The organism is Salinilacustrithrix flava, from assembly GCF_041228405.1.
In the GTDB taxonomy this organism is placed as follows: Bacteria; Actinomycetota; Acidimicrobiia; order Acidimicrobiales; family Salinilacustritrichaceae; genus Salinilacustrithrix; species Salinilacustrithrix flava.
The window spans coordinates 1,701,423-1,727,106 of the sequence record NZ_CP133888.1 but is presented as its reverse complement, the minus strand read 5'-3'; the positions used below and the strand labels follow the sequence as shown (position 1 = coordinate 1,727,106).

General features: G+C 71.6%; 29 protein-coding genes and 1 pseudogene. 4 read left to right on the top strand and 26 right to left on the bottom strand.

The window, feature by feature from the left end:
• The 10 genes and pseudogenes from RGQ06_RS08615 to RGQ06_RS08570 all read right to left on the bottom strand — a co-directional run bounded on the left by RGQ06_RS08615 (position 1) and on the right by RGQ06_RS08570 (position 7,179).
• A complete protein-coding gene (locus RGQ06_RS08615; protein ID WP_432426978.1) occupies positions 1–546 on the bottom strand; it encodes an NADH-quinone oxidoreductase subunit C in 546 nt (181 codons plus the stop codon).
• A 119-nt stretch (positions 547–665) separates the two neighbouring features.
• Positions 666–1,145: pseudogene (locus tag RGQ06_RS08610) on the bottom strand (NADH-quinone oxidoreductase subunit B); the annotation flags it as partial.
• Between the two features lie 26 nt (positions 1,146–1,171).
• A complete protein-coding gene (locus RGQ06_RS08605; protein WP_432426979.1) occupies positions 1,172–1,645 on the bottom strand; it encodes an NADH-quinone oxidoreductase subunit A in 474 nt (157 codons plus the stop codon).
• Positions 1,646–1,647: 2 nt separating this feature from the next.
• Positions 1,648–2,586 carry a hypothetical protein gene (locus RGQ06_RS08600; protein ID WP_432426980.1) on the bottom strand — a complete coding sequence of 313 codons (939 nt, stop codon included), beginning with the start codon at positions 2,584–2,586 and terminating at the stop codon, positions 1,648–1,650.
• On the bottom strand, positions 2,586–3,719 hold the full coding sequence (locus RGQ06_RS08595; RefSeq protein WP_432426981.1) for a c-type cytochrome: 1,134 nt from the start codon (positions 3,717–3,719) through the stop codon (positions 2,586–2,588). Before RGQ06_RS08595 ends, RGQ06_RS08600 begins: the two co-directional genes overlap by 1 nt.
• 60 nt (positions 3,720–3,779) lie before the next feature.
• Entirely contained in the window at positions 3,780–4,655 is an 876-nt protein-coding gene (locus RGQ06_RS08590) for a ubiquinol-cytochrome c reductase iron-sulfur subunit (protein WP_432426982.1), read from the bottom strand.
• 22 nt (positions 4,656–4,677) lie between these two features.
• The gene (locus RGQ06_RS08585) at positions 4,678–5,466 is read right to left on the bottom strand and encodes a menaquinol-cytochrome c reductase cytochrome b subunit (protein ID WP_432426983.1); all 789 of its coding nucleotides are present in this window, start codon (positions 5,464–5,466) and stop codon (positions 4,678–4,680) included.
• Positions 5,467–5,498: 32 nt separating this feature from the next.
• Positions 5,499–6,236, bottom strand: coding sequence for a selenite/tellurite reduction operon b-type cytochrome ExtP (gene extP / locus RGQ06_RS08580; RefSeq protein WP_432427704.1), 738 nt, complete (start codon positions 6,234–6,236; stop codon positions 5,499–5,501).
• Positions 6,237–6,302: 66 nt separating this feature from the next.
• Positions 6,303–6,719: a DUF362 domain-containing protein gene (locus RGQ06_RS08575; RefSeq protein WP_432426984.1), complete on the bottom strand. Its 417-nt coding sequence runs from the start codon at positions 6,717–6,719 to the stop codon at positions 6,303–6,305.
• Between the two features lie 7 nt (positions 6,720–6,726).
• Positions 6,727–7,179 (bottom strand): hypothetical protein, encoded by a 453-nt coding sequence (locus tag RGQ06_RS08570; RefSeq protein ID WP_432426985.1) that lies wholly within the window; start codon positions 7,177–7,179, stop codon positions 6,727–6,729.
• A 196-nt stretch (positions 7,180–7,375) separates the two neighbouring features.
• Between RGQ06_RS08570 and RGQ06_RS08565 the strand changes: the two genes are divergently transcribed.
• Positions 7,376–8,308: a c-type cytochrome gene (locus RGQ06_RS08565; protein ID WP_432426986.1), complete on the top strand. Its 933-nt coding sequence runs from the start codon at positions 7,376–7,378 to the stop codon at positions 8,306–8,308.
• Between the two features lie 131 nt (positions 8,309–8,439).
• On the opposite strand, the gene RGQ06_RS08560 is transcribed toward RGQ06_RS08565, so the two are convergent.
• From RGQ06_RS08560 to gnd, 8 genes are all read right to left on the bottom strand, one after another.
• Positions 8,440–9,054, bottom strand: coding sequence for a GTP-binding protein (locus RGQ06_RS08560; RefSeq protein WP_432426987.1), 615 nt, complete (start codon positions 9,052–9,054; stop codon positions 8,440–8,442).
• A gap of 7 nt (positions 9,055–9,061) precedes the next feature.
• Entirely contained in the window at positions 9,062–9,430 is a 369-nt protein-coding gene (locus RGQ06_RS08555; RefSeq protein ID WP_432426988.1) for a DUF742 domain-containing protein, read from the bottom strand.
• Positions 9,427–9,849, bottom strand: coding sequence for a roadblock/LC7 domain-containing protein (locus RGQ06_RS08550; RefSeq protein ID WP_432426989.1), 423 nt, complete (start codon positions 9,847–9,849; stop codon positions 9,427–9,429). Before RGQ06_RS08550 ends, RGQ06_RS08555 begins: the two co-directional genes overlap by 4 nt.
• The gene (locus RGQ06_RS08545) at positions 9,846–12,305 is read right to left on the bottom strand and encodes an ATP-binding protein (protein WP_432426990.1); all 2,460 of its coding nucleotides are present in this window, start codon (positions 12,303–12,305) and stop codon (positions 9,846–9,848) included. The genes RGQ06_RS08550 and RGQ06_RS08545 overlap by 4 nt, the downstream gene beginning before the upstream one ends.
• A complete protein-coding gene (locus tag RGQ06_RS08540) occupies positions 12,302–13,468 on the bottom strand; it encodes a hypothetical protein (protein WP_432426991.1) in 1,167 nt (388 codons plus the stop codon). The genes RGQ06_RS08545 and RGQ06_RS08540 overlap by 4 nt, the downstream gene beginning before the upstream one ends.
• 185 nt (positions 13,469–13,653) lie before the next feature.
• Complete coding sequence (locus tag RGQ06_RS08535) at positions 13,654–14,409, bottom strand: phosphotransferase (RefSeq protein ID WP_432426992.1); 756 nt, start codon at positions 14,407–14,409, stop codon at positions 13,654–13,656.
• Positions 14,410–14,413: 4 nt separating this feature from the next.
• A complete protein-coding gene (zwf, locus tag RGQ06_RS08530; RefSeq protein ID WP_432426993.1) occupies positions 14,414–15,814 on the bottom strand; it encodes a glucose-6-phosphate dehydrogenase in 1,401 nt (466 codons plus the stop codon).
• Position 15,815: 1 nt separating this feature from the next.
• Positions 15,816–16,739 carry a phosphogluconate dehydrogenase (NAD(+)-dependent, decarboxylating) gene (gene gnd / locus RGQ06_RS08525; RefSeq protein ID WP_432426994.1) on the bottom strand — a complete coding sequence of 308 codons (924 nt, stop codon included), beginning with the start codon at positions 16,737–16,739 and terminating at the stop codon, positions 15,816–15,818.
• Positions 16,740–16,875: 136 nt separating this feature from the next.
• Between gnd and RGQ06_RS08520 the strand changes: the two genes are divergently transcribed.
• A complete protein-coding gene (locus RGQ06_RS08520) occupies positions 16,876–17,403 on the top strand; it encodes a CarD family transcriptional regulator (protein WP_432426995.1) in 528 nt (175 codons plus the stop codon).
• A 263-nt stretch (positions 17,404–17,666) separates the two neighbouring features.
• On the opposite strand, the gene RGQ06_RS08515 is transcribed toward RGQ06_RS08520, so the two are convergent.
• Genes RGQ06_RS08515 through RGQ06_RS08505 form a run of 3 tightly spaced genes read right to left on the bottom strand, consistent with a single transcriptional unit; the run spans position 17,667 to position 18,933 of the window.
• Positions 17,667–18,236 (bottom strand): hypothetical protein, encoded by a 570-nt coding sequence (locus RGQ06_RS08515; protein ID WP_432426996.1) that lies wholly within the window; start codon positions 18,234–18,236, stop codon positions 17,667–17,669.
• A complete protein-coding gene (locus tag RGQ06_RS08510; protein ID WP_432426997.1) occupies positions 18,220–18,633 on the bottom strand; it encodes a hypothetical protein in 414 nt (137 codons plus the stop codon). Before RGQ06_RS08510 ends, RGQ06_RS08515 begins: the two co-directional genes overlap by 17 nt.
• A 51-nt stretch (positions 18,634–18,684) precedes the next feature.
• Positions 18,685–18,933, bottom strand: a complete 249-nt coding sequence (locus RGQ06_RS08505; protein ID WP_432426998.1) for a hypothetical protein — start codon at positions 18,931–18,933, stop codon at positions 18,685–18,687.
• A gap of 363 nt (positions 18,934–19,296) precedes the next feature.
• Here RGQ06_RS08505 and RGQ06_RS08500 point away from each other — a divergent pair, with 363 nt between their 5' ends.
• Positions 19,297–19,482 carry a hypothetical protein gene (locus tag RGQ06_RS08500; RefSeq protein ID WP_432426999.1) on the top strand — a complete coding sequence of 62 codons (186 nt, stop codon included), beginning with the start codon at positions 19,297–19,299 and terminating at the stop codon, positions 19,480–19,482.
• A 114-nt stretch (positions 19,483–19,596) separates the two neighbouring features.
• Here RGQ06_RS08500 and hemL read toward each other — a convergent pair whose 3' ends face one another.
• The 4 genes from hemL to cobA all read right to left on the bottom strand — a co-directional run bounded on the left by hemL (position 19,597) and on the right by cobA (position 24,058).
• A complete protein-coding gene (gene hemL / locus RGQ06_RS08495; RefSeq protein ID WP_432427000.1) occupies positions 19,597–20,859 on the bottom strand; it encodes a glutamate-1-semialdehyde 2,1-aminomutase in 1,263 nt (420 codons plus the stop codon).
• Complete coding sequence (gene hemB, locus RGQ06_RS08490) at positions 20,856–21,839, bottom strand: porphobilinogen synthase (protein ID WP_432427001.1); 984 nt, start codon at positions 21,837–21,839, stop codon at positions 20,856–20,858. Before hemB ends, hemL begins: the two co-directional genes overlap by 4 nt.
• Positions 21,840–21,857: 18 nt before the next feature.
• Positions 21,858–22,523, bottom strand: coding sequence for an HAD family hydrolase (locus tag RGQ06_RS08485; RefSeq protein ID WP_432427002.1), 666 nt, complete (start codon positions 22,521–22,523; stop codon positions 21,858–21,860).
• A gap of 74 nt (positions 22,524–22,597) precedes the next feature.
• Entirely contained in the window at positions 22,598–24,058 is a 1,461-nt protein-coding gene (cobA, locus tag RGQ06_RS08480; protein ID WP_432427003.1) for a uroporphyrinogen-III C-methyltransferase, read from the bottom strand.
• A 48-nt stretch (positions 24,059–24,106) separates the two neighbouring features.
• Here cobA and RGQ06_RS08475 point away from each other — a divergent pair, with 48 nt between their 5' ends.
• Complete coding sequence (locus RGQ06_RS08475; RefSeq protein WP_432427004.1) at positions 24,107–24,793, top strand: hypothetical protein; 687 nt, start codon at positions 24,107–24,109, stop codon at positions 24,791–24,793.
• On the opposite strand, the gene hemC is transcribed toward RGQ06_RS08475, so the two are convergent.
• Positions 24,756–25,673, bottom strand: coding sequence for a hydroxymethylbilane synthase (gene hemC / locus RGQ06_RS08470; protein ID WP_432427005.1), 918 nt, complete (start codon positions 25,671–25,673; stop codon positions 24,756–24,758). The genes RGQ06_RS08475 and hemC overlap by 38 nt on opposite strands.
• Positions 25,674–25,684 lie beyond the last annotated feature (11 nt).

Below are 25,684 nucleotides of genomic sequence, written 5' to 3'. Positions count from 1 at the left end.
TCATCGCTCGTTCACCACGCCCTTGAACTGCACGGGGATCCGGCCCACGGCGTAGTCCTTGCGCAGCGGGTGGCCCTCCCACTCCTCCGGCATCAGGATGCGGCTCAGGTCGGGGTGGCCGTCGAAGCGGATGCCGAACATGTCGTAGGCCTCGCGCTCGAAGGCCTCGGTGCCCGGGTGGATGTCGAAGAGGGTGGGGCAGGACGGGTCGTGCTCGGGCACCTGCACCCGGATGCGGACCCGGCTCCGGTGCTCGTGGCTGAGCAGGTTGACCACGACCTCGAAGCGCTCGGCGTCGTCGCCGGCCGGCATGTCGCGGGGGGCCTCGTAGGTCAGGTAGTCGACGGCGGTGACGTCGATGCAGACGTTGAAGCCCTCGTCGTCGCGCAGGCTGCGCACGACGTCCTGGAGCTGGTCGCGGTCGACGTGGAGCACGGCCTGGCCGCGGGACCACGTGACGGACTGGCCGTAGAGCTGCTCGGGCTCGGGGCTGGTGTCGTCGACGACCTCGTCGTGCTCCTCGGTGGCGGGCGTGGCGTCGCTCACGACCGGGCCTCCCCGAGGACGACGGGCGTGCCGACCGGGCGACTGCCCTCGGCACCCTGGCCGTCGAGCTGGGGCAGCTGGACGCCGGCGCCGCCGCCGCTCTCGGTCCGGCGCCGGAGCAGCTCGCCGCTCTGGATCTTGTCGTGGATCGTGTTGATCGCGTGGATCAGGGTCTCGGGGCCCGGGGGGCACCCCGGCGCGTAGGCGTCGACCGGGACGATCTGGTCCACGCCCTGGACGATGGCGTAGTTGTTGAACATGCCGCCGGAGCTGGCGCAGACGCCCATGGACAGCACCCACTTGGGCTCCATCATCTGGTCGTAGACGTTGCGCAGCACCGGGGCCATCTTCTGGCTGACCCGGCCGGCGACGATCATGAGGTCGGCCTGGCGGGGCGAGGCGCGGAACACCTCCATGCCGAAGCGGGACATGTCGTAGTGCGCGCCGCCGGCGGCCATCATCTCGATGGCGCAGCAGGCGAGGCCGAACGTGGCCGGCCACATGCTGGACTTGCGGGCCCACTGGACCAGGTCCTCCACCCGTCCGGTGAGCACGTTGTGATCGAGCCCTTCGAGGCCCTTGTCGAGCTGCCACCCCATGGGGGACTCCTCTCTCGGCTCTTCGGTCAGGCGACTTCGGACGTGCTGGCGGGACGGCCCTCGAGGCCGACCCGACGCACGGTGGATGCGGCGGTGCGCTCCGGGGACACGATGCCTGCGTCGAGGGGATCGCGCCGGCGACCCGGCCCCCAGTCGAGGGCGCCGCGGCTGAACTCATAGGCCAGCGAGATCACGATCGGTGCCGAGAACAGCAGGATCGCGAACAGCCCGAAGGCGCCGAGCTGGCGGTAGATCGTCGCCCACGGGAACAGGAAGATGATCTCGATGTCGAAGACGATGAACGACATCGCCACCAGGAAGAACTTCACGGGGAAGCGCTCGGGCGGCTCGCGGGTGGGGACGATGCCGGACTCGTAGGGCGCCAGCTTGGCCACCGTCTTGCGCTGGGGGGCGACCAGCCGCGACGTCGCGAGGCTGCCGGCCACGAACACCGCGGCGAGCACCATCAAGACGACGAGCGGGAGGTACTGGCCCAGCATGATCAGGCAGTGGCCCCGCTGGGCACGGCGGTGCCGTTGCGGACCGCTTCGGCGTGGGCGAGGTTGGACTCGAGGATCCGCTCACGCTGGTGCAGCACCCAGCAGAGCAGCGCGAAGATCAGCGTGGAGCCGATGGTGATCATCGCGGCCGGGAAGCGGCGGTCGCCGATGTCGCGGATCATCACGACCGAGATCACCGGCTCGGCCGGGTCGACCTCGGGCGTGGGCGGGGCCTGGCCGGGCTCGGGCGTCTGGTCGATGACCTTCTGGACCTGGACCACGGCGTAGCGCTCGGGGTTCTTGATGGTGAACGCCGACACGATCTGGGTGCGGATGCGGTCCCAGCGGCTGGGGTCGGCGGGCAGGCCCTCCTTGCCCCCGACCTCGAAGGCACCGAGGACGAGGAAGTCGGCCGGGCCTTCGATGCCGAAGTTGCAGGTGGAGCACTCGGGCAGCGCATCGCTCACGGTGGCCTCGGCCTCGCCGCGGGAGGGGTCGGACGCGGGCATCCAGCGCCAGCCGTTGCTGTCCTCTTCGAACTGCTCGTTGATCTCGGCGAAGCGCTCGGGGTCCTCCTCGGCCAGCGTCGTCATGGCCTCGTAGTCGACGCCGTCGTCGTCCTGGGGCAGGTCGGACAGCTCGAGCTCGGTGACCTTGTCGGTCACGGCCTGCTCGACGTCGCCGGCGTTGTACTCGACCACGTCCCACTCGGGGGCCTGGCCCTGCATGCCGATGCCGTAGATCCACCAGATGGAGCCCATGATCGCCATCCAGCCGAAGAAGCCGGTGAGGGCGAGCAGGAAGCCGAGGCGGTTGCCGGTGTTTGTGGCGAGCAGCAGGTACACCGAGCCCATCAGCACCACGACGCCGACGAGCACGGCGAGGATGCCGCGGATGGTGGGGTCGAACGCGATGCCCGCGATCAGGTTGAGGGTCTGCATCAGTCGTCCTCCCCGAGGGACTCGACGTAGCGGGCGATGGCCTCGATCATCTCCATGGTCATCATCCCGTCCTCGGCTTCCTCGGTGTTCGGGTTGTCACCGAAGCCGGGCATCATGCCGTCGCCGGACAGGCCGTTGAGGCCGTAGGGCACGCCGCGCTCGGCACCGACGTGCAGGAACTCGGCGAGCTCCTCGACGTTCGCGAACTGGCGCGGGATGATGCCGCCCTGCAGTGACGGGCCGTAGCCACCCGAGCCGTCCTCGTAGTCGACGTAGGGGTCGAGGTCGGCAGTCTCCGGCGCGGCGCTGTCGGCGTTGATGGACCAGCCCCGGGTGTGGCAGCGACCGCAGGAGTAGGCGCCCCCGGCGAAGCCGTTGTCCTGGCCGAGGTTGAACAGCGCCTCACCGGTGGCGAGGTCGGAGTAGTCGATGTCGGCGTCCTCGCCGAGCTCGAGCTGCGCGCGCAGCTGGGACTCGACGGCGTCCTTGGACTCCTCGGAGGTCACCTGGATCGAGGCCATGTAGTCGATGAGGTTCTCGAGCTGCTGCTCGGTGAGCGGGCCACCACCGCCCTCGCCCCAGGCGGGCATGGGCGAGTAGGGACGGCCGTACTCGAGGATGTAGTACACCTCGTCGCGGTCGTAGCGGAGCAGCACGGTGTCGAGGGCCGGCGACTCCCAGTTGACCTGGGCGACGAACTCGTTGTCGGCGTCCAGGATCGTGTGGGATGCCACACCGCCCACGCCTTCGGGGCCGTGGCAGGCGTTGCACTGGGCGCCCTCGGTGTAGAGCTCCTCACCCCGGCTCTCGAAGACCGATGCGAACTGCTCCTCGGCACCCTCGTGGCGACCGGGCTCGCCCAGCCAGTAGGCGGGGAGGCCGACGCCGACGAGGACCAGGCCGGCGAGGCCGGCGGTGAGGGCCCGGTCGAGCTTCTTGGTCTCGAGCTCGTCGTCGTTCAGGTAGGGCTTGAGGTTGGCGGCCAGCTCGAGCTCGCTGCCCACCTCCTTGCGCCCGGCGCGGACGTTGAACGCCGCGTACACGAGCACCGCCACGACGGCGAGCAGGGCGATGACGGTGCCGATCGCCTCCACCGTGCTCGCGGCGAAGATGGCTGTGGTGAGGTCAGTCATGGTGGGGTTCGGTCGCTCTTCTCGACTCTGGGCCGGGCTCGGTGGGGACTGGGCTCAGTCTCAGTGGGACGCTGCGCCGATGCAGTTCGGGCCCTCGGCCTCCTGGCCGGTGGTGTTGGTGCCGATCGCCGGGCCCTGGATGATGGTGCCGGTGTCGACGGACAGGACGCCGCCGGAGACGCTCATGGCGAAGCGGTCGAGGCCACGGGGGGCGGGACCGCCCTTCTTCTCGCCGACCCGGTTGTACATGCTGCCGTGGCAGCCGCACTCGAACCACTGCGACGTGACGCACTCGGGCACGCGGCAGCCCAGGTGCGGGCACTTCTGGTAGAGGGCGATGACGCCCTCCTCCATGCCGGCGAGCTCGCCGGGCGAGTAGACGGACCGGGCCTTCTCGAGGGCGCTGGTGGGATACTCGGTGAGCCACATGCGGCCCTCGGGCTGGTACAGGAAGCCGTTGTTGTCGCGGATCTGGGAGATGACGTCGCTGACGTTGCCCACCGTGATGACCGAGCCGAAGCCACCGCCGAGCTGGGGCCACAGGAAGGCGATGCAGGCCGCACCGAAGCCGGACAGGCCCACGATGAAGAAGCCGGTGATGCCGCGGTTGAGGAACTGGCGGCGGGTGGCGCCGAGGGTGTCGGGGTCCGGCGGCACCCAGGCGGTGGGCGCGGACGAGCCGGCGGTGACCAGCTCCTTGCCGGAGCGGCTGCGCTCGAGCTTGGCGGCGAGCTCGAGCTCACGCCCCGACGCGGTGGCCTTGCCCTCCTCGCGAGCCGTGATGGTGGCGGCCCCGGCGTCGCGCGAGCGGGTCTCGCGCGACAGCACGCCGATGGCCTTCTGGGTCTGGTTGCGGCGCGCCGCAGCCAGCAGGACCACGCCGGCCAGCACCACGAGGGCGACGACGGCGATGATGGCGATGATGGCGGTTTCCATGGTCAGAACCTTCTTCCTCTGCTCAGAGCTCGAAGAACAGGCCGGCGTTCCAGGGGAACACGAAGTTGAAGCCCGGGCCCCGGAAGAACGAGCCGATGATGACGAGCACGGCCCAGAACATCAGGAACATGGTCATCAGCGAGATGACGTACTTGCGGTCGGTGGGCTTGTTCGACGGGTTGCGATCGGTGTAGGGCGCCAGCATCAGGGCGAACATGCCCATGCCCGGGATGGTCACGCCGGCGACCATCGGGTGGAACATGGTCAGCAGCTCCTGGAGGCCGAGGAAGTACCACGGCGCCTTGGAGGGGTTGGGCGTCTCGTTGAAGTTGGCCAGCTCCAGCAGCGGCGCGTTCACGAAGATCGAGAAGAACAGCAGGAAGGCGGTGACCGCGAGGGCGGCCACGAACTCCACGACCAGCAGGTGGGGCCAGGTGTGGACCTTGTCGAGCGGGGTGGCCCGCACGTCCTGGATCGAGCCGGCCTTGACGACGGTGAGGAGGCGCTGGGTGTGCCCACCGGGGCCGGTGGGAAGGGGGCCGCCGTCGGCGACCGCGGCGGCTGCCGCCGGTGCCGTGGCCACGGCCGTGCCGCCGCCACCACCGGACGCGGCCGCGGCGTCGCCGCCGGCTGCCTTGGCCTTGGCTGCCTTGGACCGCTCGAGGAGGTGCGCGGGGATGCGCGACTCGGCCTCGGACTGCTCGGGCGTCTGCTCCGCGCCGGCGGCGTCGCCCGCGGGGGCACTCTCGGCCTCGGCCTTCTTGCGGGCCTCTTCGGCCCGCTTCCGGAGGTGTTCGGGGATCTCGGTCATGGGTTCATGCCTCGTCTCGTCACCATCATCGCCTACAGCGGACCTGAGATCCCGCCGTCCTTGCGGACTCGCCAGAAGTGGATCGCCATGAAGATGACGATCACGAAGGGCAGCATCAGCACGTGCAGCACGTACCAGCGGATCAATGTGTCCGATCCGATCTCGACGCCACCCAGGAGCACGAAGCGCACTTGGTCACCGAAGACCGGTGTGTAGCCCATCATGTTCGTGCCCACGGCCACGGCCCACAGGGCCAGCTGGTCCCAGGGGAGCAGGTAGCCGGTGAAGGACAGCAGCAGGGTGAGGGTGAGCAGGATCACGCCGATCACCCAGTTGAACTCGCGGGGCGGCTTGTAGGCCCCGTGGTAGAAGACGCGGGCCATGTGGAGGAAGACCGACAGCACCATGAGGTGCGCCGCCCATCTGTGCATGTTCCGCACGAGCAGGCCGAAGGTGACGCCGGTCTGCAGGTTGTAGATGTCGTCCCAGGCCTGGGCGGCGGTGGGCCGGTAGAAGAACATCAAGAAGATGCCCGTCACCGTCAGCAGGATGAACAGGAAGAAGGACAGCCCGCCGAGGCAGAGCGTGTAGCTCACCTTCACGGCGTGGCGCTTCACCTTCACCGGGTGCAGGTGGTACAGCACCGAGTTCATCACCACGTAGGAGCGGTTCCGGGGCGAGTCGGTGTAGCCCTTGCGGAAGATGGACCCGGGTCGGAAGATCGAGTTCCACGCCTGTGAGCCCTGCACCGTGTCGGGCAGGCCCTGCATGGACTTCTGGAGCCGCTCGCCGAGCGATGGCTTGTCTTCGGTGGTGCTGGCCACGAAGGTTTCTCCTTAACCGAGGCGCATCCCATAGCCGTAGCCATGGGTCGGGGTGCGTGCGTGGGGGTCGCCGGCGGCGCTCGGGGCGCCGAGCTTGCCGAGGATGATGACGCCGGTCGGGCACCGGTCCACGCACAGGGCGCAGCGGGTGCAGACGTCGTCGTCGATGGTGAAGATCACGTGGTCGCTCGGGTCGAGGCCCGGCTGCTCGGTGCCCGTGGCCGACTCGATGGCCGTCGGGGACACCATGTGGATGCACTTCCACGGGCAGATGTCGACGCAGCCCTCGCACATGATGCACTCGGACTGATCGATGTGGATGAACTGCTTGGGCTTCACCGCGGCGGCGAGCCAGGAGGGGTCGACCTCCTGCAGCACGTAGTCGTCCCGGAACTCCGGGAGCGGCGGGTTGGCGTCGGTCTTTGCCACTAGCGGCTCACCCCTTCTTCACCAGCGGGCGGCCGTAGCTCGACGTGGGCACGATGGCCGCCTGGGCCTCGGCCTTCTTCTTGCGGTCGTTCCACCAGGCCCAGAGCCAGATCTGCAGGCCCAGGCCGACGACGTAGATCACGACGGCGACGAGGTCGCGGACGATGCGCCAGTTCAGGGTGAGCGGCAGCCAGCCGCCCTCGGCCTCGGGGCGCAGGACGTTGCCGACGGCCCACAGGGTGCGGTCGGGGCGCCAGTTGAGCTCGTTGTCGGCCCAGGTCAGCCACTGGTGCGGGATGACGCCGTACCACCAGAACATGAAGAAGAAGGTGAACGCCGCAGCGGCGTTGGCCTGCCCCCAGGTGAGCGGGGCACCGGGCGCGCGCCGGTTCTTCCCGTACCAGACCACGGCGAGAATGCCGATGATCCCGATGATTGTGGAGAGGAAGAAGGCGACCACGACGGACCTCGTGAATTCGATCACATTTGGTGCGAGGAAGGCTCCGGAGCCGTCGGAGCCCGCAAGTGGACGGTCTACCACGACCCCCTGAGGCGAGACACATCGGGCCCTTTCGGGCGGCTTGGGTGCGCATCGGGCCCGGCGCCTACCCTGTCGCCGTTGCAACAAGCGTTCGCCGTGTCCTCCGGGAGGCCCGTTGACTGAGATCCCCGAACACCTCCTCAAGCGCTCACGCGAGCGCCGAGCCGCCATGGGCGGCGACGGGGGCGGCGCGGACGGCGAGGGCACCGCGGATGCCGGGGCCGCACCCGCGTCCAGCGCGCCGGCCAAGGCGGCGGCGTCCGCGCCGGCCTCCATGCCGGCCCACCCGGAGCCCGCCGGGGTGGAGGCGGCACCACCGCCCTCCCCGATGGTCGAGGCGTACCAGAAGCGGCGCAAGATCCCGTTCTGGGCCCTGCCCGTGCTCGCCTTCCTGCCGCTGTGGGCCTACGTCTACACCGGCACCCTGTCCCCGCCGCCCGCCGGCGAGGGACCCGAGGTGCTCGGCGAGGAGCTCTACGCCGGCAGCGGCTGCGCCGGCTGCCACGGTGCTGGCGGCGGCGGCGGCGTCGGCCCGGCCTTCACCGGCGGTGCCGTCTACGAGACCTTCCCGGACTTCGTGACCCACTTCGAGTGGGTCCGCCTCGGCTCGGCCGGCTGGGAGGCGGAGCGGGGCGGCACCTACGGCGCCACCGACAAGCCGGTCGGCGGCGGCATGCCCGGCTACGGCGAGGACCAGCTCTCCGACGCCGACCTGCTCTACATCGTCCTGCACGAGCGCCTGCTCGGCGGCGAGAACCCCGACACCGAGGACGCCGAGGCGCTCGAAGCGGTCGCCCTGCTCATGTCGGAGAACCCGGACATGACCCTCGAGGAGGCCCTCGCCGAGGTCGGCGTCGAGGCCCCCGAGGCCGAGGGCGGCACCCAGAGCGCCGAGCCCGACGCCGAGAACGCCCCCGCGGAGGGCATCGGCGCGGGTGGCGAGGGCAACGAGGAGCCCAGCGACGGCGGCGACGCCAGCCAGACCGGCGACGACGCCGAGGACACCGAGCCGCCGCAGTCCGCCGGCGGCGACAGCGCCTCCCCGTAGGTCGCCCACGCACCCGAGAACGGCACCGGCCCCGCCTCTGCAGGCGGGGCCGGTTCGCGTCCGGGGACGGTTCGACGAATCGTTCTGGGCCGCGGTGCACGCCTCGGGGGCGTGCTCCGCGGCGCGGAACCTCAGACGACGGTGGCTGCGGCGCGGGCCCGGGCGGCGTTGACCAGCTCGTCGAGCAGGAGCAGCAGCACCTGCTTGGCCGACTCGGTGTGGCGGGCGTCGCACTCGGTCATCGGCACGTGGGAGCTCACCCCGAGGGCGTCGCGCACGGCACCGAGGTCGTGGCGCGTCGTGCCCTCGAACCGGTTGACGGCGACGACGAAGGGGACGTCCTTGGCCTCGAAGTAGTCCACGGCGGGGAAGCTCTGGTCGAGCCGGTCGGTGTCGACCAGCACCACCGCGCCGAGGGCGTGGGTGCAGATGTCGTCCCACATGAACCCGAAGCGCTCCTGGCCGGGCGTGCCGAACAGGTACATCACCAGGTACTCGTCGACCGTGAGGCGGCCGAAGTCCATGGCCACGGTGGTCGTGGTCTTGGCCTCCGAGCCGCGGCGGTGGTCGACGCGGGCGCCGACGGTGGTCATGGCCGCCTCGGTGCGCAGCGGAGGGATCTCCGACAGCGCGCCGACGAAGGTGGTCTTGCCGGCACCGAAGCCACCGGCGACCACGAACTTCACGGGGCGGATGCGGGGCTTCCAGGCGTCGCCGGCGGGGCGGTCGTCGTGCTTGATCGTCATCGTTCTCCTACAGGGCCCGCACGGCGTCGATCATGCGCGACAGCACGTCGAGCTCGATCTCCACGGGATCGGTCTGGTGCACCTCGAGACGGCCCTCGGAGACGAGGTCGGCGGCGAGGATGGTGGTGACGCCGATGACCAGGCCGAGCTCGGCGGAGGCCTCGGCGATGGAGATCGGCGCCTGGCAGAGGCGGAGCAGCTTCACCTGCTCGGCCGACAGGCCCGACGTCGTGGCGCCCGGGACGGCCGTCAGCATCGTCTCGATGCGCAGGTCGCGCCGGTCCGCACGGGTGCGCCCGCCCGTCATCACGAACGGTCTGACGACGTCGTGGCCCCCGGTGCGCCCGTGGCCCTTCGACGGCGGCTCGGCGCTCATGACACGAGGACCTCTTGCTGGAGCTCGAGGATGAGCTCCGGCGTGAGGACGGCTCGGGCCCGGTCGACGAGCAGGCTGGCCTGGTAGCCGACCTGGCCGATGTCGCAGCGCTTGGAGGCCACGACGCCGAGGCAGCTGCCGTCGGAGATCGACGACACGAACAGGTAGCCGCCCTTCATCGCGACGATCACCTGCTCGAGGGACTCGAACCCGAAGCACGACGTGGTGCCGTGTCCCAGGCTCACCAACCCGGACACGATGGCGGCGAGCTGCTCGGCGCCGGCCCGGTCCAGGGACTTCGACATGGCCATCAGCAGCCCGTCGGCCGACACCGCGATGGCGTCGGTGACGCCGGGGGTCTGCTCGACGAAGCTGTCGATCATCCACGAGAACTGCCGGACGTCGTCCTGCATGGTCATCGCTGCTCCTCCTCGGAGTGCCCGGGGACGGGCTCGGTGGTCGCTTCGGTGGTGTGGGTCTCGGTCTCGCCGGGCTGGGTGGCCCGGGCGGCGCCGTCCTCGAACGCGGCCAGGAAGCCGAACAGCCCGGCGCTGGGGGCGTCCGCAGCGCTCGTCTCCGCTTCCACCTCCGGGGCCGGGGGCGGTGTCGGCTGCGCGGTCGCCTCCTCCTCGGCGGCGCGACGGTGCGCGGCCAGCGGGGCGGCATCGGGGCGCTGGGCGCCGGGGATCCGCCGGGGCAGTCCGTTGCTGCTCGGAGCCGGCGGCTCGGCGGGGCCGTCGAAGGCCCGCTCGAGGTCGGCGACGGTCTCGACCGCATCGAGGCGGCCACCGCCGAGCGCCTCGGACAGGCTCGCGGGGGCGCCGGCCGGGGTCGGGGCATCGTGGTGGTCCGCCGGCACCTCGGCGCGGACCTCGACGTCGGGCTGGTCCACCTGGGGCTCCTCCACGGGTTCGGGTGCAGGCGCCTCGGGGGCGGGCTGCTCGGGGGCGGCATCGGCCGCCGGGGTCGGCACGGGCGCACCGTCGACGACGGGCTCCTCCAGCAGGCTGGGCGGTACCACCAGCGTGGCGATGAGCCCGCCGGCGGGGTTGTCCTGCAGCCGCACGGTGACGCCGAGGCGGGCGGCCAGCTGGCCGGCGACGTAGTGGCCGAGGTACTTGGACGGGGCGACCGTGTAGGACTCCTCGCCCGAGAGCCGGCGGTTGGCCCGCTCGAGGTCCTCGGCGCTCATGCCGATGCCGTTGTCGGCGATGGCGATCACGTAGCCGTCGTGCGAGCGGCGACCCTTGATCTCCACGTCCTCGTCGGGCGGGGAGAACTGCAGGGCGTTCTCGGTGAGCTCGGCGACGACGTGGGACACGCCGGCGGCGGCGCCACCGGCGATGGCGGCGTCCTCCAGGTTGCGGACCGAGACCCGGCGGTAGTCCTCGACCTCGCCGAGACCGGCGCGGATCACGGCGTCGAGGTCCACGGGCAGGCCCCACTGGCGGGGGCTCTCGGTGCCGGCGAGCACGAGCAGCGACTCGGCGTTGCGGCGCATGCGGGTGGCGAGGTGGTCGAGGCGGAACAGGGCCTCGAGCTGGTCGGGCTCGGTCTCGAGCTGCTCCAGCTCGGTGATGAACTCGAGCTGGCGGTCGAGCAGGTTCTGGTTGCGCCGGCCCAGGTTGACGAAGGAGTCGGCGATGTTGCGGCGCAGCACGGCCTGGTCGGCGGCGAGGGCCAGCGTGCGGTCCTGGACCTTGTTGAGGGCCTCGACGACCTCGCCGACCTCGTCCCGGGTCTTCACCTGGATCGGGGCCAGCTCGGGGATCTCGACGTCGTCGCCGAAGGGCGTGTCGAGGATCGAGCGCACCGCCTCGGGCAGGCGGCGGCCGGCCATGGCGTCGGCCTCGTCCCGGAGCTTGCGCAGCGGGCGGGTGATCGAGGTCGTGGCCACGTAGGTGACGATGATGGCGAGGGCGATCACGCCGGCCGCCACGAGGACGAAGAACCGGAACTCGTCGTAGGCGTCGGCGGACAGGGTGCTGGCCTCGCCGGCGAGGGCGTCGGTGGTGAGCTCGGCGATGCTGGCGACGCCGTCCTGGGTGCCGACGTTGGCGAGCAGCTCGGTGATGTCGACCTCCTCGCCGGTGACGTAGCCCTGGAAGATCTCCATGTACCGCTCCGTCTCGGGGCGGGCGAAGGTCTCGGTGGCCACGTCGGCGTAGGAGCCGACGGACAGCTGCTGGATGCGGGCGTCGAGCGACTCCAGCCGATCGACCAGGCCGATGGAGGCGACCCGCAGCTCGATCGACGTGCTCCCGGTCAGGGTGTCGAGCACGACGTTGCGGGTGGCGGCGGCGATGGTCTCGCTGCGGCGGCTGGCGGCGTCGACCAGCTCCACGCCGTTGCGCAGGGCGGCCTCGTCCACCTGGGTGGCGATGACCGAGGTGGCGTCGAAGAACGCGGCGACCATCTCGGTGTAGGCCGAGAAGACCTCATCCGCGAGCTCCTGGTTGTCGAGGCCCTTGTCCCCGTCGAAGCCGTCGAAGGCCCGGCGGACGGCGGGCAGGTCGTCGAGGACCTCGAAGGCGGGGGCGTAGGCCGCCTGCACCTCGGGCTCCATGCCGGTGACCGCTCGCTCGAGCTGGCTGAGGGCGGTGTCGGTCTCCTCGATCGCCTGCTCCGCGGAGCTCACGTCGAGCGTGGTCGCGCCGGCGAGGCCGATGAGGTCGAGCGACAGGTAGTTGCGCTCGTTCTGGAGGGCGGTGGTGACGCTGCCCGGTCCGAGGGCGACGAAGGCGCGATCGGCCTCGGCCTCGATGCGGTCGGACTCCTCCTGGGCCTGGACGGCCTGGAGGCCGGACATGACCACGAGGGCCACGAGCGGCACGGCCAGGGCAGCGGCCAGCTTGGAGCGGATGCGGAACTTCATCGTGGGTCTCCCGTTGCAGAGGTGACAGCGGTTGCGGTGTCGGTGGTGGGCCGTGCGGTGGACGAGGTGGAGCAGGCGAGGAGGTCGACGGCTCGGGGGCCGACGAGGGCGCCGCGCTCGGCGGGCAGGTCGATCGCCCACCCGAGGACGGTCGGATCGGAGCTGAGGAGCACGAGCGGCGCCTCGGGTTCGGCGGCTTCGAGGGCCCGCAGCAGGCCGTCGGCGGTGCCGTCGGGATCGGTGGCGACCACGTCGTCGAGGACGACCACGCCATCGACGATGCCGGTGACGAGGTCGGCGAGGGCCTCGGCGGCGTCGTCGGGCGAGGTGCGGTCGAGCGTCGACCGGACCTCGGCGACCTCGCTGCGGCGGTGCTCGCACTCGGCCCGGTGGCGGTCGAGCGCCGCGGTCAGCCCGGTGCGCTCGTCGGCGATCGTCCCGGCCAGGCCGCGCAGCCCGGCGGACACGGCGCCCACGTGGTGGAGCGGGTCCTCGTCGTGGGGCGGCCGGACGTCGCCGGGGAGGCAGTCGACCAGGGCGGCGAGGCGGGACTGGCGATCCCGCTGCTCCCGGACGAGGCGCTCGATGGTGCGCTCGGTCGCGGTGACGGCCCGCTTCGTCTCCTCCGAGCGGGACCGGGCGTCGCGCTCGGCCTCGCCGAGTCGGGCTTCCAGGCTCTCGGCCTGCGCGGTCAGGGCGGCGGCCGCCTGCGCCCGCTCACCGGTCGGGTCGACCTCGCCACGATCCATGGCGTGGAGCTGGCGACGGGCCTCGGAGATCGCCGCGTCGGCCTGCGCCCGTTGCTCGAGCACGCGATCCAGGGCCCGGGAGGCCTCACGTGCGGCGCGGAGCCCCTCGGACAGCTCGGCTTCGGCCGCGGCGAGGTCGGTGCGGTGGTTTGCAGCGAGACCGGGAAGGGTCTCGCACCAGTCGGCGGCAGCCACGAAGCCGTCGTGGTCGGCCCGGCGCTGGTCGACGGCAGCACGGGCGGCGGCGAGGCGCTCGAGGGCCTGCTCGAGCTCGGCGTTGCGGGTGGCCAGCACCTCGAGCCGGGCCGAGCGCCGGCGGCCGGCCACGGCCTGGGTGGCGGCTTCGAGCTCGGCCCGCCCGACGATGGTGCGGCCCGGCGCCTGATCCACGGCGCGACGAGGACCGACGTCCACGGGCACCACCGTGAGGCGGGGGTGCAACAGGTCGGGCTCGCGTCGGATCACATCTCTCCCAAGAACTGCCCGGTCCGGCCAGCGGCTCGCCGGGGGCGGCTCCGATCGTCATCGGCAGCGCGACCCGGAGACTTGAGCGGCGGCGGCGACGTCGGTCACCGGATGGGTCGGACGAACCAGTCGGCTCAGGTCGCGTCCCAGAGGAGGCGGTGGTACGTGATGCGGGCCGGATCGGGCTCGATGCCGTACGCCTCGTAGAGGTCGTCCTCCCGACCCGGCCCGAAGTTCCAGCCGAGGCTCATCGACGCGACAGCGAGATCGGCCCAGCGGTCGGCCACCCCGAGCGAGCCGAGGTCGACGTGGCCGACCCAGCGGCCGTCGGCGCCCACCAGGGTGTTCGGGGCGCAGGCGTCGCCGTGGCAGACGACGAGGTGGTCCACCGGGGGCGGCTCGGCCAGCTGGGCGCGGAGGTGCTCGAAACGGGGCTGCAGGTGCTCGAGCCGGTGCTCCGGCGACCAGTCGAAGGGGCACGCCTCCACCGGCAGCGCGTCGTGCAGGGCCCGGAGGCCGGCTCCGATCGCTCGCACCGCGGGCGCCGGGTCGGCGACCCAGCGGGGGTCCACGGCGCTGGTGCCCGGCATCGCCGCCGTCACCAACCAGGTGGCGACGTCGTCACCGCCGACGTCGAGCACCGCCGGAACGGGCGTGTGCGGTGCCGCCCAGCGGAGCCGCTCGGCCTCGGCGGCGAGGTCGGTGAGCACCGGGTCCACCCCCCGGGGCAGCCACTTCACGTACCGGGTCGGTGGCGCACCGAGGGCGAACGTCAGGCCGCCGAGCTGGTTCTCCCACACGGGCCGGACCGCGTCACCGGCGGCCAGGCGGCGCACCGCCGGCGGCGGGGCGACCTCGTCCGCCGGTGGGCCGGCCAGCCAGCTCGGCACCGGGTCAGCCCGGGTGGTGCCAGCCGCCGAGGTCGGCGGCGAGGCGGTCGGCGCTGGCCGGCCCCCAGCTGCCGGGGGCGTAGGGCTCGGCCGGCGGCGGGTCGCGCAGCACGTCGTCGACGATGCGCCACTGCTGGTCGATGCCGTCCTCCCGGGCGAACCGGCGCGCGTCGCCCTCCATGGCGTCCTCGAGCAGCCGCTGGTAGGCCTCCCGCCGGCGCTCGTCGTGGGAGAACGACATCTCCAGGTCGGCGTCCTCGGCCACCAGGTCCTCCCCCGCCTGCTTGACCTGGAGCCCGAAGGTCACGCCGGTGTCGCTGTTGAGCCGGAAGCGGATGTGGTTCGGGTGCGGGGCCGGGGACCCCTCGGCGGCGAAGAGCATGCTCGGCGGGGTGCGCAGCTCCACCACGGCCTCGGTCTGGGTGGTCTCCATCCGCTTGCCGGTGCGGATGAGCCACGGCACGCCGGCCCACCGCCAGGAGTCGATCTCGAAGCGCGCCGCCACGAAGGTCTCGGTGTCGCTGCCGGCATCGATGCCATCCTCGTCGAGGTAGCCCTCGTACTGGCCCCGCACCAGCTGGTCGGGCTGGAGCGCCTCGACCTGACGGAACACCTTCACCTTCTCGTCCCGCAGCGAGCGGGCGTCGGGCCCGGCCGGGGGCTCCATGGCCAGGAACGCCACGATCTGGAGGAGGTGGTTCTGCAGGACGTCCTTCAGGGCGCCGACCGAGTCGTAGAACTTGCCCCGCCCCTCCACGCCGAAGTCCTCGGCCATGGTGATCTGCACCGAGGAGATGAAGTTGCGGTTCCAGACCGGCTCGAGCAGGGAGTTGGCGAAGCGGAACACGAGCAGGTTCTCGATGGCCTCCTTGCCGAGGAAGTGGTCGATGCGGAACACCCGGTCCTCGGGGAAGGCGCGGTGGAGGGTGTCGTCCAGCTCCTGGGCCGAGGCGCGGTCGCGACCGAAGGGCTTCTCGACCACGACGCGGGCGTGCTCGTGGAGCCCGACGCCGGCGAGGCCCTCGACCACGTCGTCGAACAGGGCCGGCGGGATGGCGAGGTAGAACAGCGGCGAGCGGAGGTCGCAGGCCCCCTCCAGCACGGTCTTCAGCTCATCGAAGGTCGAGGCCTGCTCGTAGTCGCCCGAGACGTAGGACGACCGCTCCTGCAGGGAGGCGAGGGCGCCGGCGTCGACGTCGTCGACCTGGTCCTCCACCGATTCGGCGATGCGCTCGCGCAGGTCGTCGTCGCTCCAGTCCGACGAGCTCACCCCGATGACCGGGACGGAGTCGGCGAGCGAGCCGTCGACGATCATCTGGTACAGCGCCGGGAACAGCTTCTTCTTCGCCAGGTCGCCGGTGGCACCGAAGAGGACGACCGCGTCGGAGCGCTCCGTGGTCGCCACCTCAGCCCCCCTCCCCCGCCGGCGTCTCCCGCGGGTCGTCCGCCCGCACCACGGCGTGGCCGCCGAACTGCTCGCGCAGGGCGGCCACGGCCTTCATGGCGAGGGACTCCTCGTGCTGGGACTCGAAGCGGGCGAAGAGCGCCGCGGCGATGGCCGGCACCGGCACGCCGGTGGCCACGGCGGTCTCCACGGTCCAGCGGCCCTCGCCGGAGTCGGATGCGACGCCGTCGAGGTCCTCGAACCCGGGGTGCGCTTCGAGGCCACGCACCAGCAGGTCGAGCAGCCACGACTGGATGACCGAGCCCTCCTGCCACGCGCCGAGCGCCGCCGGGACGTCGACGCCGATCGGGTGGCGGGCCATGAGCTCGTAGCCCTCGGCGAAGGCCTGCATGAGCGCGTACTCGACGCCGTTGTGGACCATCTTGGTGAAGTGGCCGGCGCCGGCCGGACCGACGTGGGCCAGGCCCTTGCCGGTGTCGCCGGCGCCCTCCGGCGCCAGGTCGACCAGGAAGGGCCACACCCGCTGCACGTGCTCGTCGTCGCCGCCGACCATCAGCGCGTAGCCGCGCTCGAGGCCCCAGATGCCGCCGGACACGCCGGCGTCGACGTAGCCGAGCCCGGCCTCGGCGTAGCGCTCGGCCCGGATGACGGAGTCGGTGAACCGGGAGTTCCCGCCCTCGACGAGGACGTCACCCTCGTCGAGCAGCTCCACCAGGTCGTTCACCGTCTGGGTCGTGGGTGCGCCCGCCGGGACCATGGACCACAGCGTCCGGGGCGTCGCCAGCGCGGCGACGAGGGCCTCGAGGGAGTCCACGTCGCTCTCGTCGCTGAACGGGTCGAAGCCGATCACCTCGTGCCCGGCGGCCCGCAGCCGCTCGGCCATGTTCGCCCCCATCCGTCCGAGTCCGATCATCCCGAGCTGCATGCGTGCGTCTCCTGGCCTGTCCGTGGGGCGTGGTGTGCCGACCCTTCCTACCCGCGGATGTTGGTTTTCGCCGTTCGAGCCGCCAAGGTGGGAGATGGGCATGTTCTGCCCCGAGTCGCGCCAGAGGAGCCCCAACGTGTCGCCAGCGTCCACTTCCACCGTCGAATCGCCCTTCAAGAAGGGCGACGCCGTCATCTACCCCCAGCACGGGGCCGGGCGGGTCGTGGCGGTCGAGAAGCGGACGATCGGTGACGTCGAGCGCCAGTACCTGGTCATCGAGCTCGAGCTCCAGGACCTTCGCGTGTGGGTGCCCTGCGACGAGGCCGAGCAGGTCGGCGTGCGCGAGCCCACCCCCAAGGACGAGCTCGACGACCTCTTCGAGCTGCTCTCCGACCACGACGTGCGCATCCCGTCCAACTTCTCCCGGCGCATGAAGAACAACCAGAGCCGCATGAACGACGGCGACGTGTGGCAGCTGGCCGAGGTGGTCCGGAACCTGGCGATCCGCCGGTCCAAGAAGCACCTCTCCCCCTCGGAGAAGACGCTCTACGCCCACGCCCGCAACCTGCTGGTCGCCGAGCTGGCCCTCTCGATGGGCAAGTCCCACGAGAAGGCCGAGGCCGCGATCGACGAGCACCTGCCCGAGCCGGGCGAGGACTCCTAGCGCCGAACGCCTGACGGTTCGGCGCCGATCGGCGTTGGACAGGCGCTTGACGCCGGATCGCCGCCGATCCGTCTTCCGTGGACATGCCCACCAGTCGTTCGTGAGTGCAGCCAACTGAGCGCATCGTGTGCCGACCGACGTGGACCGCGGTTGAGTCGCGGGAGCGAACGCCCCGCCGATCAGCGTTGCGTGAGCGATCGCTGCGTCGACCGTGCCCACGATTCCGCTGTGAACGGCACATAGGAGCGGCACGTGGCGTCGGTCTACGCCTGAAACTCACAAGACAGCGGCTCCCTGATTGCCTGGCCGTCGAAGTGCTCGACCAGCACCGACACGTTGTCCGCACCGACTGACACGACGCGCCAGTTGGCCCCGGCGACGGATTGGACTGTCCCGCGACGGTTCTGCGACACGGCCCGGCAAACGGGAACCTGGATGACTCCCTGCTCGTAGACGTCGATGCGGGCTTCCGCATTCGGATAGATGTAGAAGAACGTCGCTGCTCCCCGGGAGGTGCACCGGAGCGCTTCGGTCTGCGGGTACACCTGATCCTCGGCGTAGCCCTCGTAGGGGTCCTCGACCACACGTGGCTCGGCACACTCCACGCCGGCTTCCTTCGCCGAAATGAGGAGCGCATCGACGTTTGCGAAGACTGGCGCCTCCAGCCCACCACGGTGGACGGACGGCCCCTCGTCGCTAACGAAGGGTCCGCCGAGGACCAGACCCGTCGCGAACACGAGTCCGCCGAGCGCCAGCGCGATTAGCGCTGCGACCGCCACCCACCCCACGGCGCCTAGGTTGAACACTCGCTCGCTGTCAGCACCTCGGGCCACGCCAACCATCTTTCCAGAGGTGACACGCGGCGCTCCCGAGTGCAGTGTCTCTGAGCGTTCGGGCCAGCAGTAACTGATGATCGGCGACGCCACCGCAGTCGTACATCGGCAGCACATCTCCGACCCTCACGTCGGACCATGACGGCACCCGGTCTGGAAACATCGAGACGACGACGGCCCGCACCCGGTCGCCTGGGCTGACTGGGTAATGCCCGAAGCAAAGCACCGGACCACCCGTCTGCTCGGGGGGCGTCATTCCGGGTAGCCCCCAGTTCGGCCGGTAAGCCATCGGCGGGTAGTCATCTCCGCCGATGGGGTTGACCCGCCCGCCATCCTCGGTCTTGACAACTTCGAGTTCGATGCCAAGGGCGAACCCGTCGATCGTCTCGCCGCCCACCTGCACATACTGCCGGGTATTCCGCACCGGTCGCCTCGCGGAAGACGCCACCTATCGGGTGTCCACCTTGCCGGTCGGCATCCGGCTGTCCCCCCGCTCCTTCGCGAGCCAGATGAGCGGGAAGACCGGGACGTAACAGCCCGCTATCGAGAAGTGGACAAGAATGAGCAGGTCTCGCCACTGGAGCTGCCGCCCCTTCCGCCAAGACCAGATGAACAGGCCTCCGACGTACAGGAACGCTGCGATCGTCAACGCGTTCATCGCTTGGAGGATCGGGCTGTCGAAGCGTGGCGCGATCACCGCAGAAGAGTGCCGGATCTTTGGCGGCCCGACCACCCCTCTCCCCGGCACCTACCGCCCAGGCGCGTTCCGCTTTCGCCGAAAACGCGTTCCGCGCCGTCGGAGCGCGAGCCGCCGACCTGGGCGTTCACCCTTTGTCACCAATCCCGGCGGGGGATCGATGACAAACGCGGTGACAAAGTCGTGCGCCCCTATCGGCCGGTCCGCCGCCTTCGGAGCGGCTGACCTTGGGACCTCACGGTCAGAGCTCGGCACCTCGGAGCGGCTCGAACTGGCACCATCAGAAGGTGACTGCCGGTGGTTTCGCTTCGCCCGAGGAGGCAGCGCTCGCGAGCTGGAGGGGGACGCCGGCAGCCAACGCGGGTGCGCTCCGTCACGGTCCGGGGCGCACGTGCCGAGGTGCTCGTCGAAACCGACCAGAGCAACCGTGAGCACCTCGACTACGTCTACTGCGTCCAAGGGGACGCCGGACGCTGGCGCGAGGTCGTCTCTGGCAACGGGCCAACCGTCCGATGGGACGATCCCGACGAGTACGCCTGGTCGTACTAGGGGGCCGCTGGATAGTGCCGGTTGTCCGGCGGCCGGAACCAGAACCTCTCCAGGCTCGCTGGCGCACAGATCGCTCAGCCGATCTCACCACCGATGCGGGTCGACGTCCCGTCGTCAGCCCTCGGCCACCTCGGCGGCGGCCTCGGATGCCCGGGCCACGATGTCGTCGATGACGTCGTCGGTGTGGGCCAGGCCGGGGAACAGGACCTCGTAGGCGCCCGGCGCCATGGCCACGCCGCGCCGGAGCATGGCGTGGAAGAAGCGCCGGTAGCGGTCGACGTCGGTCGTCTTGGCGTCGTCGTAGGTGCGCGGCGCGGTGTCGCCCAGGTGGAGGCCGACGAGCGAGCTCACCCGCGGGATCACGACGTCGATGCCGGCGTCGGCGAACGCCTTGGCCAGGCCGTCGGCGAGGCGGGTCGCTCCGGCGCGGAGCCGGTCGTAGGCCGCGTCGTCCAGCAGGTCGAGGGCGGCACGGCCGGCAGCGGTGGCCAGCGGGTTGCCCGACAGCGTGCCGGCCTGGAACACCGGCCCGTCGGGGGCCAGGGAGTCCATGATCTCGGCCCGGCCGCCGAACGCCCCGATGTTGAGGCCGCCGCCGATGACCTTGCCGAAGCAGGTCAGGTCGGCGTCGACGCCGTACAGCTCCTGGGCCCCGCCGCGGGCGACCCGGAAGCCGGTGATGACCTCGTCGAAGATGAGCAGGGCGCCGACCCGGTCGCACTCGTCGCGCAGCGCCTGCAGGAAGCCCTCCTCGGGCGGGATCAGGCCCATGTTGGCGGCGGCGGGCTCGAGGATCACGGCGGCGACCTGGTCGTCGAGGGTGGGCACCTCGTTGAACGGGATGACGATGGTGTCGGCCACCGTGGCCTCGGTGACGCCCACGCTCTCGGGCAGGGAGAACACGGCCAGGGCCGAGCCGGACTGGGCCAGCAGCGCGTCACCGTGGCCGTGGTAGTTCCCGGCGAACTTCACCAGCTTCGTCCGGCCGGTGTGGCCCCGGGCCAGGCGGATGGCCGACATCGTGGCCTCGGTGCCGGAGCTGACGAGGCGGACCTTCTCCACGCTCGGGACCCGGGCGCAGATCTCCTCGGCGATGCGGACCTCGCCCTCGGTGGGCGCGCCGTAGGAGGTCCCCTTCGTCGCCGCTTCCTGGATGGCCGACACGATGGCCGGGTGGGCGTGGCCGGCGATGACCGCGCCGTAGCTCTGGACGAGGTCGAGGTACTCCGTGCCCTCGACGTCCCACACCCGTGGTCCCTCGGCGCGCTCGACGAAGTACGGCGTTCCTCCCACGGCCCGGAAGGCGCGGATCGGCGAGTTGACCCCACCGGGGATGTGGGCCTCGGCCTGGGCGTAGAGCTCTTCGTTGGTGGTCATCGGGCGTGCTCCTCGGCGATCTGGCGGGCGGCGTAGGTGAGGATGAGGTCGGCCCCGGCGCGCTTGATGCCGAGCAGGTGCTCGCGCATGACCGCGTCGGCGTCGATCCAGCCCCGCTCGCCGGCGGCCTTGACCATCGCGTACTCCCCGGACACGTGGTAGGCGGCGAGGGGCACGTCGAAGCGGGACCGGGCCCGGCTGAGCACGTCGAGGTAGGCCAGCGCCGGCTTCACCATGAGCATGTCGGCGCCCTCGGACAGGTCGGCCTCCATCTCCTCCATGGACTCCCGCACGTTGGCCGGGTCCTGCTGGTAGCCCTTGCGGTCCCCACCCCCCGCGATGGTGACGTCGACTGCGTCCCGGAACGGCCCGTAGAGCGCCGAGGCGTACTTGGCCGCGTAGGCGAGGATCGGGATCTCGGGGTGGTCGTCCTGGTCGAGGGCGTAGCGGATGGCGGCGACCTGGCCGTCCATCATCCCGGACGGCGCGACGATGTCGGCGCCGGCCCGGGCCTGGGCGACGGCGGCCATCGTGTAGAGCTCGAGGGTGGCGTCGTTGTCGACCGTGCCGTCGTCGCGGACGACGCCGCAGTGGCCGTGGTCGGTGTACTCGTCGACGCACAGGTCGGCGATGAGCACGAGGTCGTCGCCGAGATCGGCCTTCAGGGCCCGCAGGGCGACCTGCACGATGCCGTCGGGATCGCAGGACTGGCTGCCGGTGGCGTCCTTGGTGGCCGGGACGCCGAAGAGGATGACCGCAGGGACGCCGAGGGCGGTGAGCTCGGCCGCCTCGCGCCGGGCGCTGTCGACGGTGTGCTGGACCACGCCCGGCAGCGACTCGATCGCGTTGGGCTGGTCGATGCCCTCCCGGATGAACAGCGGAGCGATCAGGTCGTCGGGCCCCACGTGGGTCTCGGCGACCATGCGCCGGAGGGCGGGCGTGCGTCGGAGGCGGCGGAGTCGTCGCTCGGGGAAGGCCATCGGAGCGAGCCTACGACCTCACCCGAACAGCCCCTTCAGGCGGTCCAGGTCCAGCTCCGCGACCGAGCGCACGACCAGGTCGGCGTGGGTGAAGGCCAGCTCGGCGGTCATGCCGGCCGGCACGCCGACGGTGGCGCAGCCGGCGGCGTTGGCCGCGATCACGCCCGGTTCGCTGTCCTCGAGCACCACGCAGCGGGTGGGGTCGACGCCGAGGCGCTCGGCGGCGAGCAGGAACAGGTCCGGGTGGGGCTTGGTCCGCTCCTTGCCGACGTCGTCGCGCGTCGCCTTCACGGGGAAGAGGTGGTCCACGTCGAAGCGCTGGAGGTGCCCGGTGACCCAGTCGAGGGGGCTGGAGCTGGCGATGGCCACACCCACGCCGGCTTCCGTGGCCGCCGTGGCCAGCTCGATGACCCCGGGGCGCAGGGGCTCCTCGCTGATGCGGGCGTGGTGGCGGGCCCGGCGGGTCTCCAGGATCGCCTCCCGGTCGTCGAGGGGCCGGCCCAGCGCCTCCTCCAGCATGTCCATCCAGTGCGGGTGGTCGGCCGTGCCGATGATGGCCACCCAGTCGTCGCGGGACAGGTCGAGGCCGTGGTCGGCGAAGCTCTCGGCCACGGTCAGGAACTCCGAGGTCTCGGTGTCGAGCACGAGTCCGTCGAAGTCGAACAGGATCGCGTCGGGGGGCACGGGACGATCCTGCCCGAACCCGCTCCGCTGGTCAGAACCCGACCGGATCTGGTCGATTCCGGACCACCGAAGGCTCAGGTGGGGGTGAGGTGGACGACCAGGGCGGCGAGGAGGCCGTCGATGGTGTGGACGTCGGCCTCGACGTCGACGGTGAGGCCGTGCTCCCGGGCCGTGTCGGCGGTGACCGGGCCGATGCAGGCGACGATGGGCGGGACCGCGTCGCAGACGGCGAGGAAGTTCCGGACCGTGGAGGACGACGTGAACGTGACGATGTCGGCCTCGGCGGCGGCGGCGAGCTCGTCGGGCGACGGCGTGCCCTGGACCGTGCGGTAGGCCTCGACCACGTCGACGGTCCAGCCCCGCTCGCGCAGGGTCTCGGGCAGCACGTCGCGGGCTTCGGCGGCCCGGACCAGCAGCACCCGACCGCCGCCGGGCGGCGGGTCGGGGAAGACCTCGAGCAGGCCCTCGGCCACGAAGCGCTCGGGGACGAGGTCGGCTTCGACGTTGCCCTCCCGCAGCGCATCGGCGGTGCCCGGACCGATCGCCGCCACCTGCGCCGCACCGAAGGCGCGGGCGTCGCGGCACTCGGCCAGCAGGCGGCGGGCGCCGTTCGGGGAGGTCACCACCACCCAGTCGTTGCCGGCCAGGTCGGCGACGGCCGAGCGCAGAGCGGTGCCCCCGTCCGCAGGATCGTCGATGCGGATCGCGGGGATCTCCACGGTGGCGGCGCCGAGCTCGCGCAGACGAGCGACGAGGGACGACGCCTGGGCCCGGGCCCGGGTGACGACCACGGTGCGACCGAACAGGGGGCGCCGCTCGAACCAGGCCAGGTCGAGGCCGGCGACGGCGCCGATCACGATGGTGGCCGGCGACTCCAGGTCCTGCGCGGCCAGCGTGCCGAGGGTGGCCCGGACCGTGCGCTGCTCGGCGCGGGTGCCCCAGATGACGGCGGCGGCGGGCGTGTCGGCCGGGCGTCCGGCGGCCATGAGCCGGTCGCAGATCTTCTGGATCCGGCCCACGCCCATCAGCACGACGATGGTCCCGCCGACCCGGGCCACGGCGTCCCAGTCCACCGAGCCGTCCTCGCCGATGGTCGGGTCCTCGTGGCCGGTGACGACGGTGAAGCTGGTGGAGGAGAACCGCTGGGTCACCGGGATGCCGGCGTAGGCGGGCACGGCGATGGCAGAGGTGATGCCGGGCACGAACTCGAAGGGCACGCCGGCATCGGCGAGGGCCTGGGCCTCCTCCCCGCCCCGGGCGAACACCGTCGGGTCGCCGCCCTTCAGTCGCACCACCGTGGCGCCGGAGCGGCCGTGCTCGACCAGCAGCTCGTTGATGCCGTCCTGGGGCACCCGGGCGTGGCCGGGGACCTTGCCGACGTCGATGCGCTGGGCGTGGGCCGGCGCCAGGTCGAGCAGCTCCTCGGCGGACAGCCGGTCGTGCACGACCACGTCGGCCCGCCGGAGCAGCTCGGCGCCTCGCACGGTCAGCAGGCCGGGGTCTCCGGGGCCGGCGCCGACGAGGTACACGGTCATGGAAGGCACCTTACGATCGTGAGCGCCGGGTGGCCGTAGCCTGGTGCGGTGCCAGCCGACGAGCGCTTCGAAGACGTGGTCGACCCCGTCGACGGCACCCGCTGGCGCATCGACGTCGGCTTCCTCGAGTCCAGCTGGACCTGCCTGTGGGGCGACGGCTGCCAGGGCATCCTCGACGAGCCGGCAGCCCACCTGATGCAGGGGTGCTGCTCGGTCGGCGCCGAGATGCTCGACGAGGACGAGGCGATGCTGGTCGCCGCCCTCGGCGCCACGCTCGAGCCGGAGCAGCTCCAGCACCACGCCGAGGCCGCCGAGCACGGGTTCTTCTCCGACGACACCCGCACCAACACCCGGGTCGTCGACGGCGCCTGCATCTTCTTCAACCGACCGGGCTTCCCCGGCGGCGTCGGCTGCGCCCTGCACCGGGCAGCCGAGGCCGCGGGCGAGCCGGTGATCGACTGGAAGCCGGAGGTGTGCTGGCAGCTGCCGCTGCGCATCGACCGGGACGGCGACACCGCCACCCTGCGGCGCTGGAGCCGGGCCGACTGGGGCTCCGACGGCGAGACCATGCACTGGTGCTGCACCGAGCGGCCGAGCGGCCCGGACCAGGCCGACGCCTACGTCGGCGACCGGCCGGTCATCGAGTCCCTGGCCGAGGAGATCGAGGCGCTCGTCGGCACCGACGTGATGGTGGAGATCACCCGCCGAGGAGGTCGGCGACGGGGAGGAGGGTGATCCCGTCGGCGCCGATGGTGGCGGCGTCGGTGCCGCGGATGACGGCCCGCTCGAGGCGGGAGCCGTCGTCGGCGCCGATCACCATCCGCAGCGTGATCTCGCTGCCCGGGTCGTCGTCGGCGAGGGTGGCGTGGGCGCCGGCGGGCAGGTCGCAGTCACCCCCGAGGGCGACCAGGAACGAGCGCTCGGCGTCCACCCGGCGCCGGCTCGGGGCGTGCTCGATGGCGGCGAGCAGGTCACGGGTGGCGTCGTCGTCGGCCCGGCACTCGATGCCGAGCGCGCCCTGGCCGACCTGGGGCGTCATCACGTAGGCCGGCAGCCAGTCGGTGATGGCGGCTTCCATGTCCTGGCGGAGCATGGCGGCGCCGGCGGCGATGATCGCGGTGATCGGCGTCCCGGCCAGGTCGCCGGCATCGATCTTCGTGCCGGCGGTGGCGACCCGGCGCTGGATGTTGCCCCGCAGCTCCACGAAGCGGAGGTCCGGTCGCAGGTCCTGCAGCTGCACCCGGCGGCGGTTGGAGCCGGTGGCGATGACGACGCCGACGGGCAGGTCGACGAGGGCAGCCCCCACCAGCACGTCGCGGGGGTCGCCCCGCTCGGGGACCGATGCGAGCGTCAGGCCGGGCACCGTCTCCGAAGGGAGGTCCTTGGCCGAGTGGACGGCGAAGTCGGCCCGACCGTCGAGCACGGCCTCCTGGACCTCCTTGGCGAACAGGCCCTTGCCGCCGAGCGCGGAGATCGGGGTGGTCAGGTCCTTGTCGGGCGCCGACGTGAGCAGCACCGGCTCGACCTCGATGCCGGGGTGCGCCGCCTCCAGGAGGGCGATCACGTGCTCGGTCTGCCACCGAGCCAGCGGCGACGAGCGGGTGGCGGCGCGCAACCTCAAGGGTC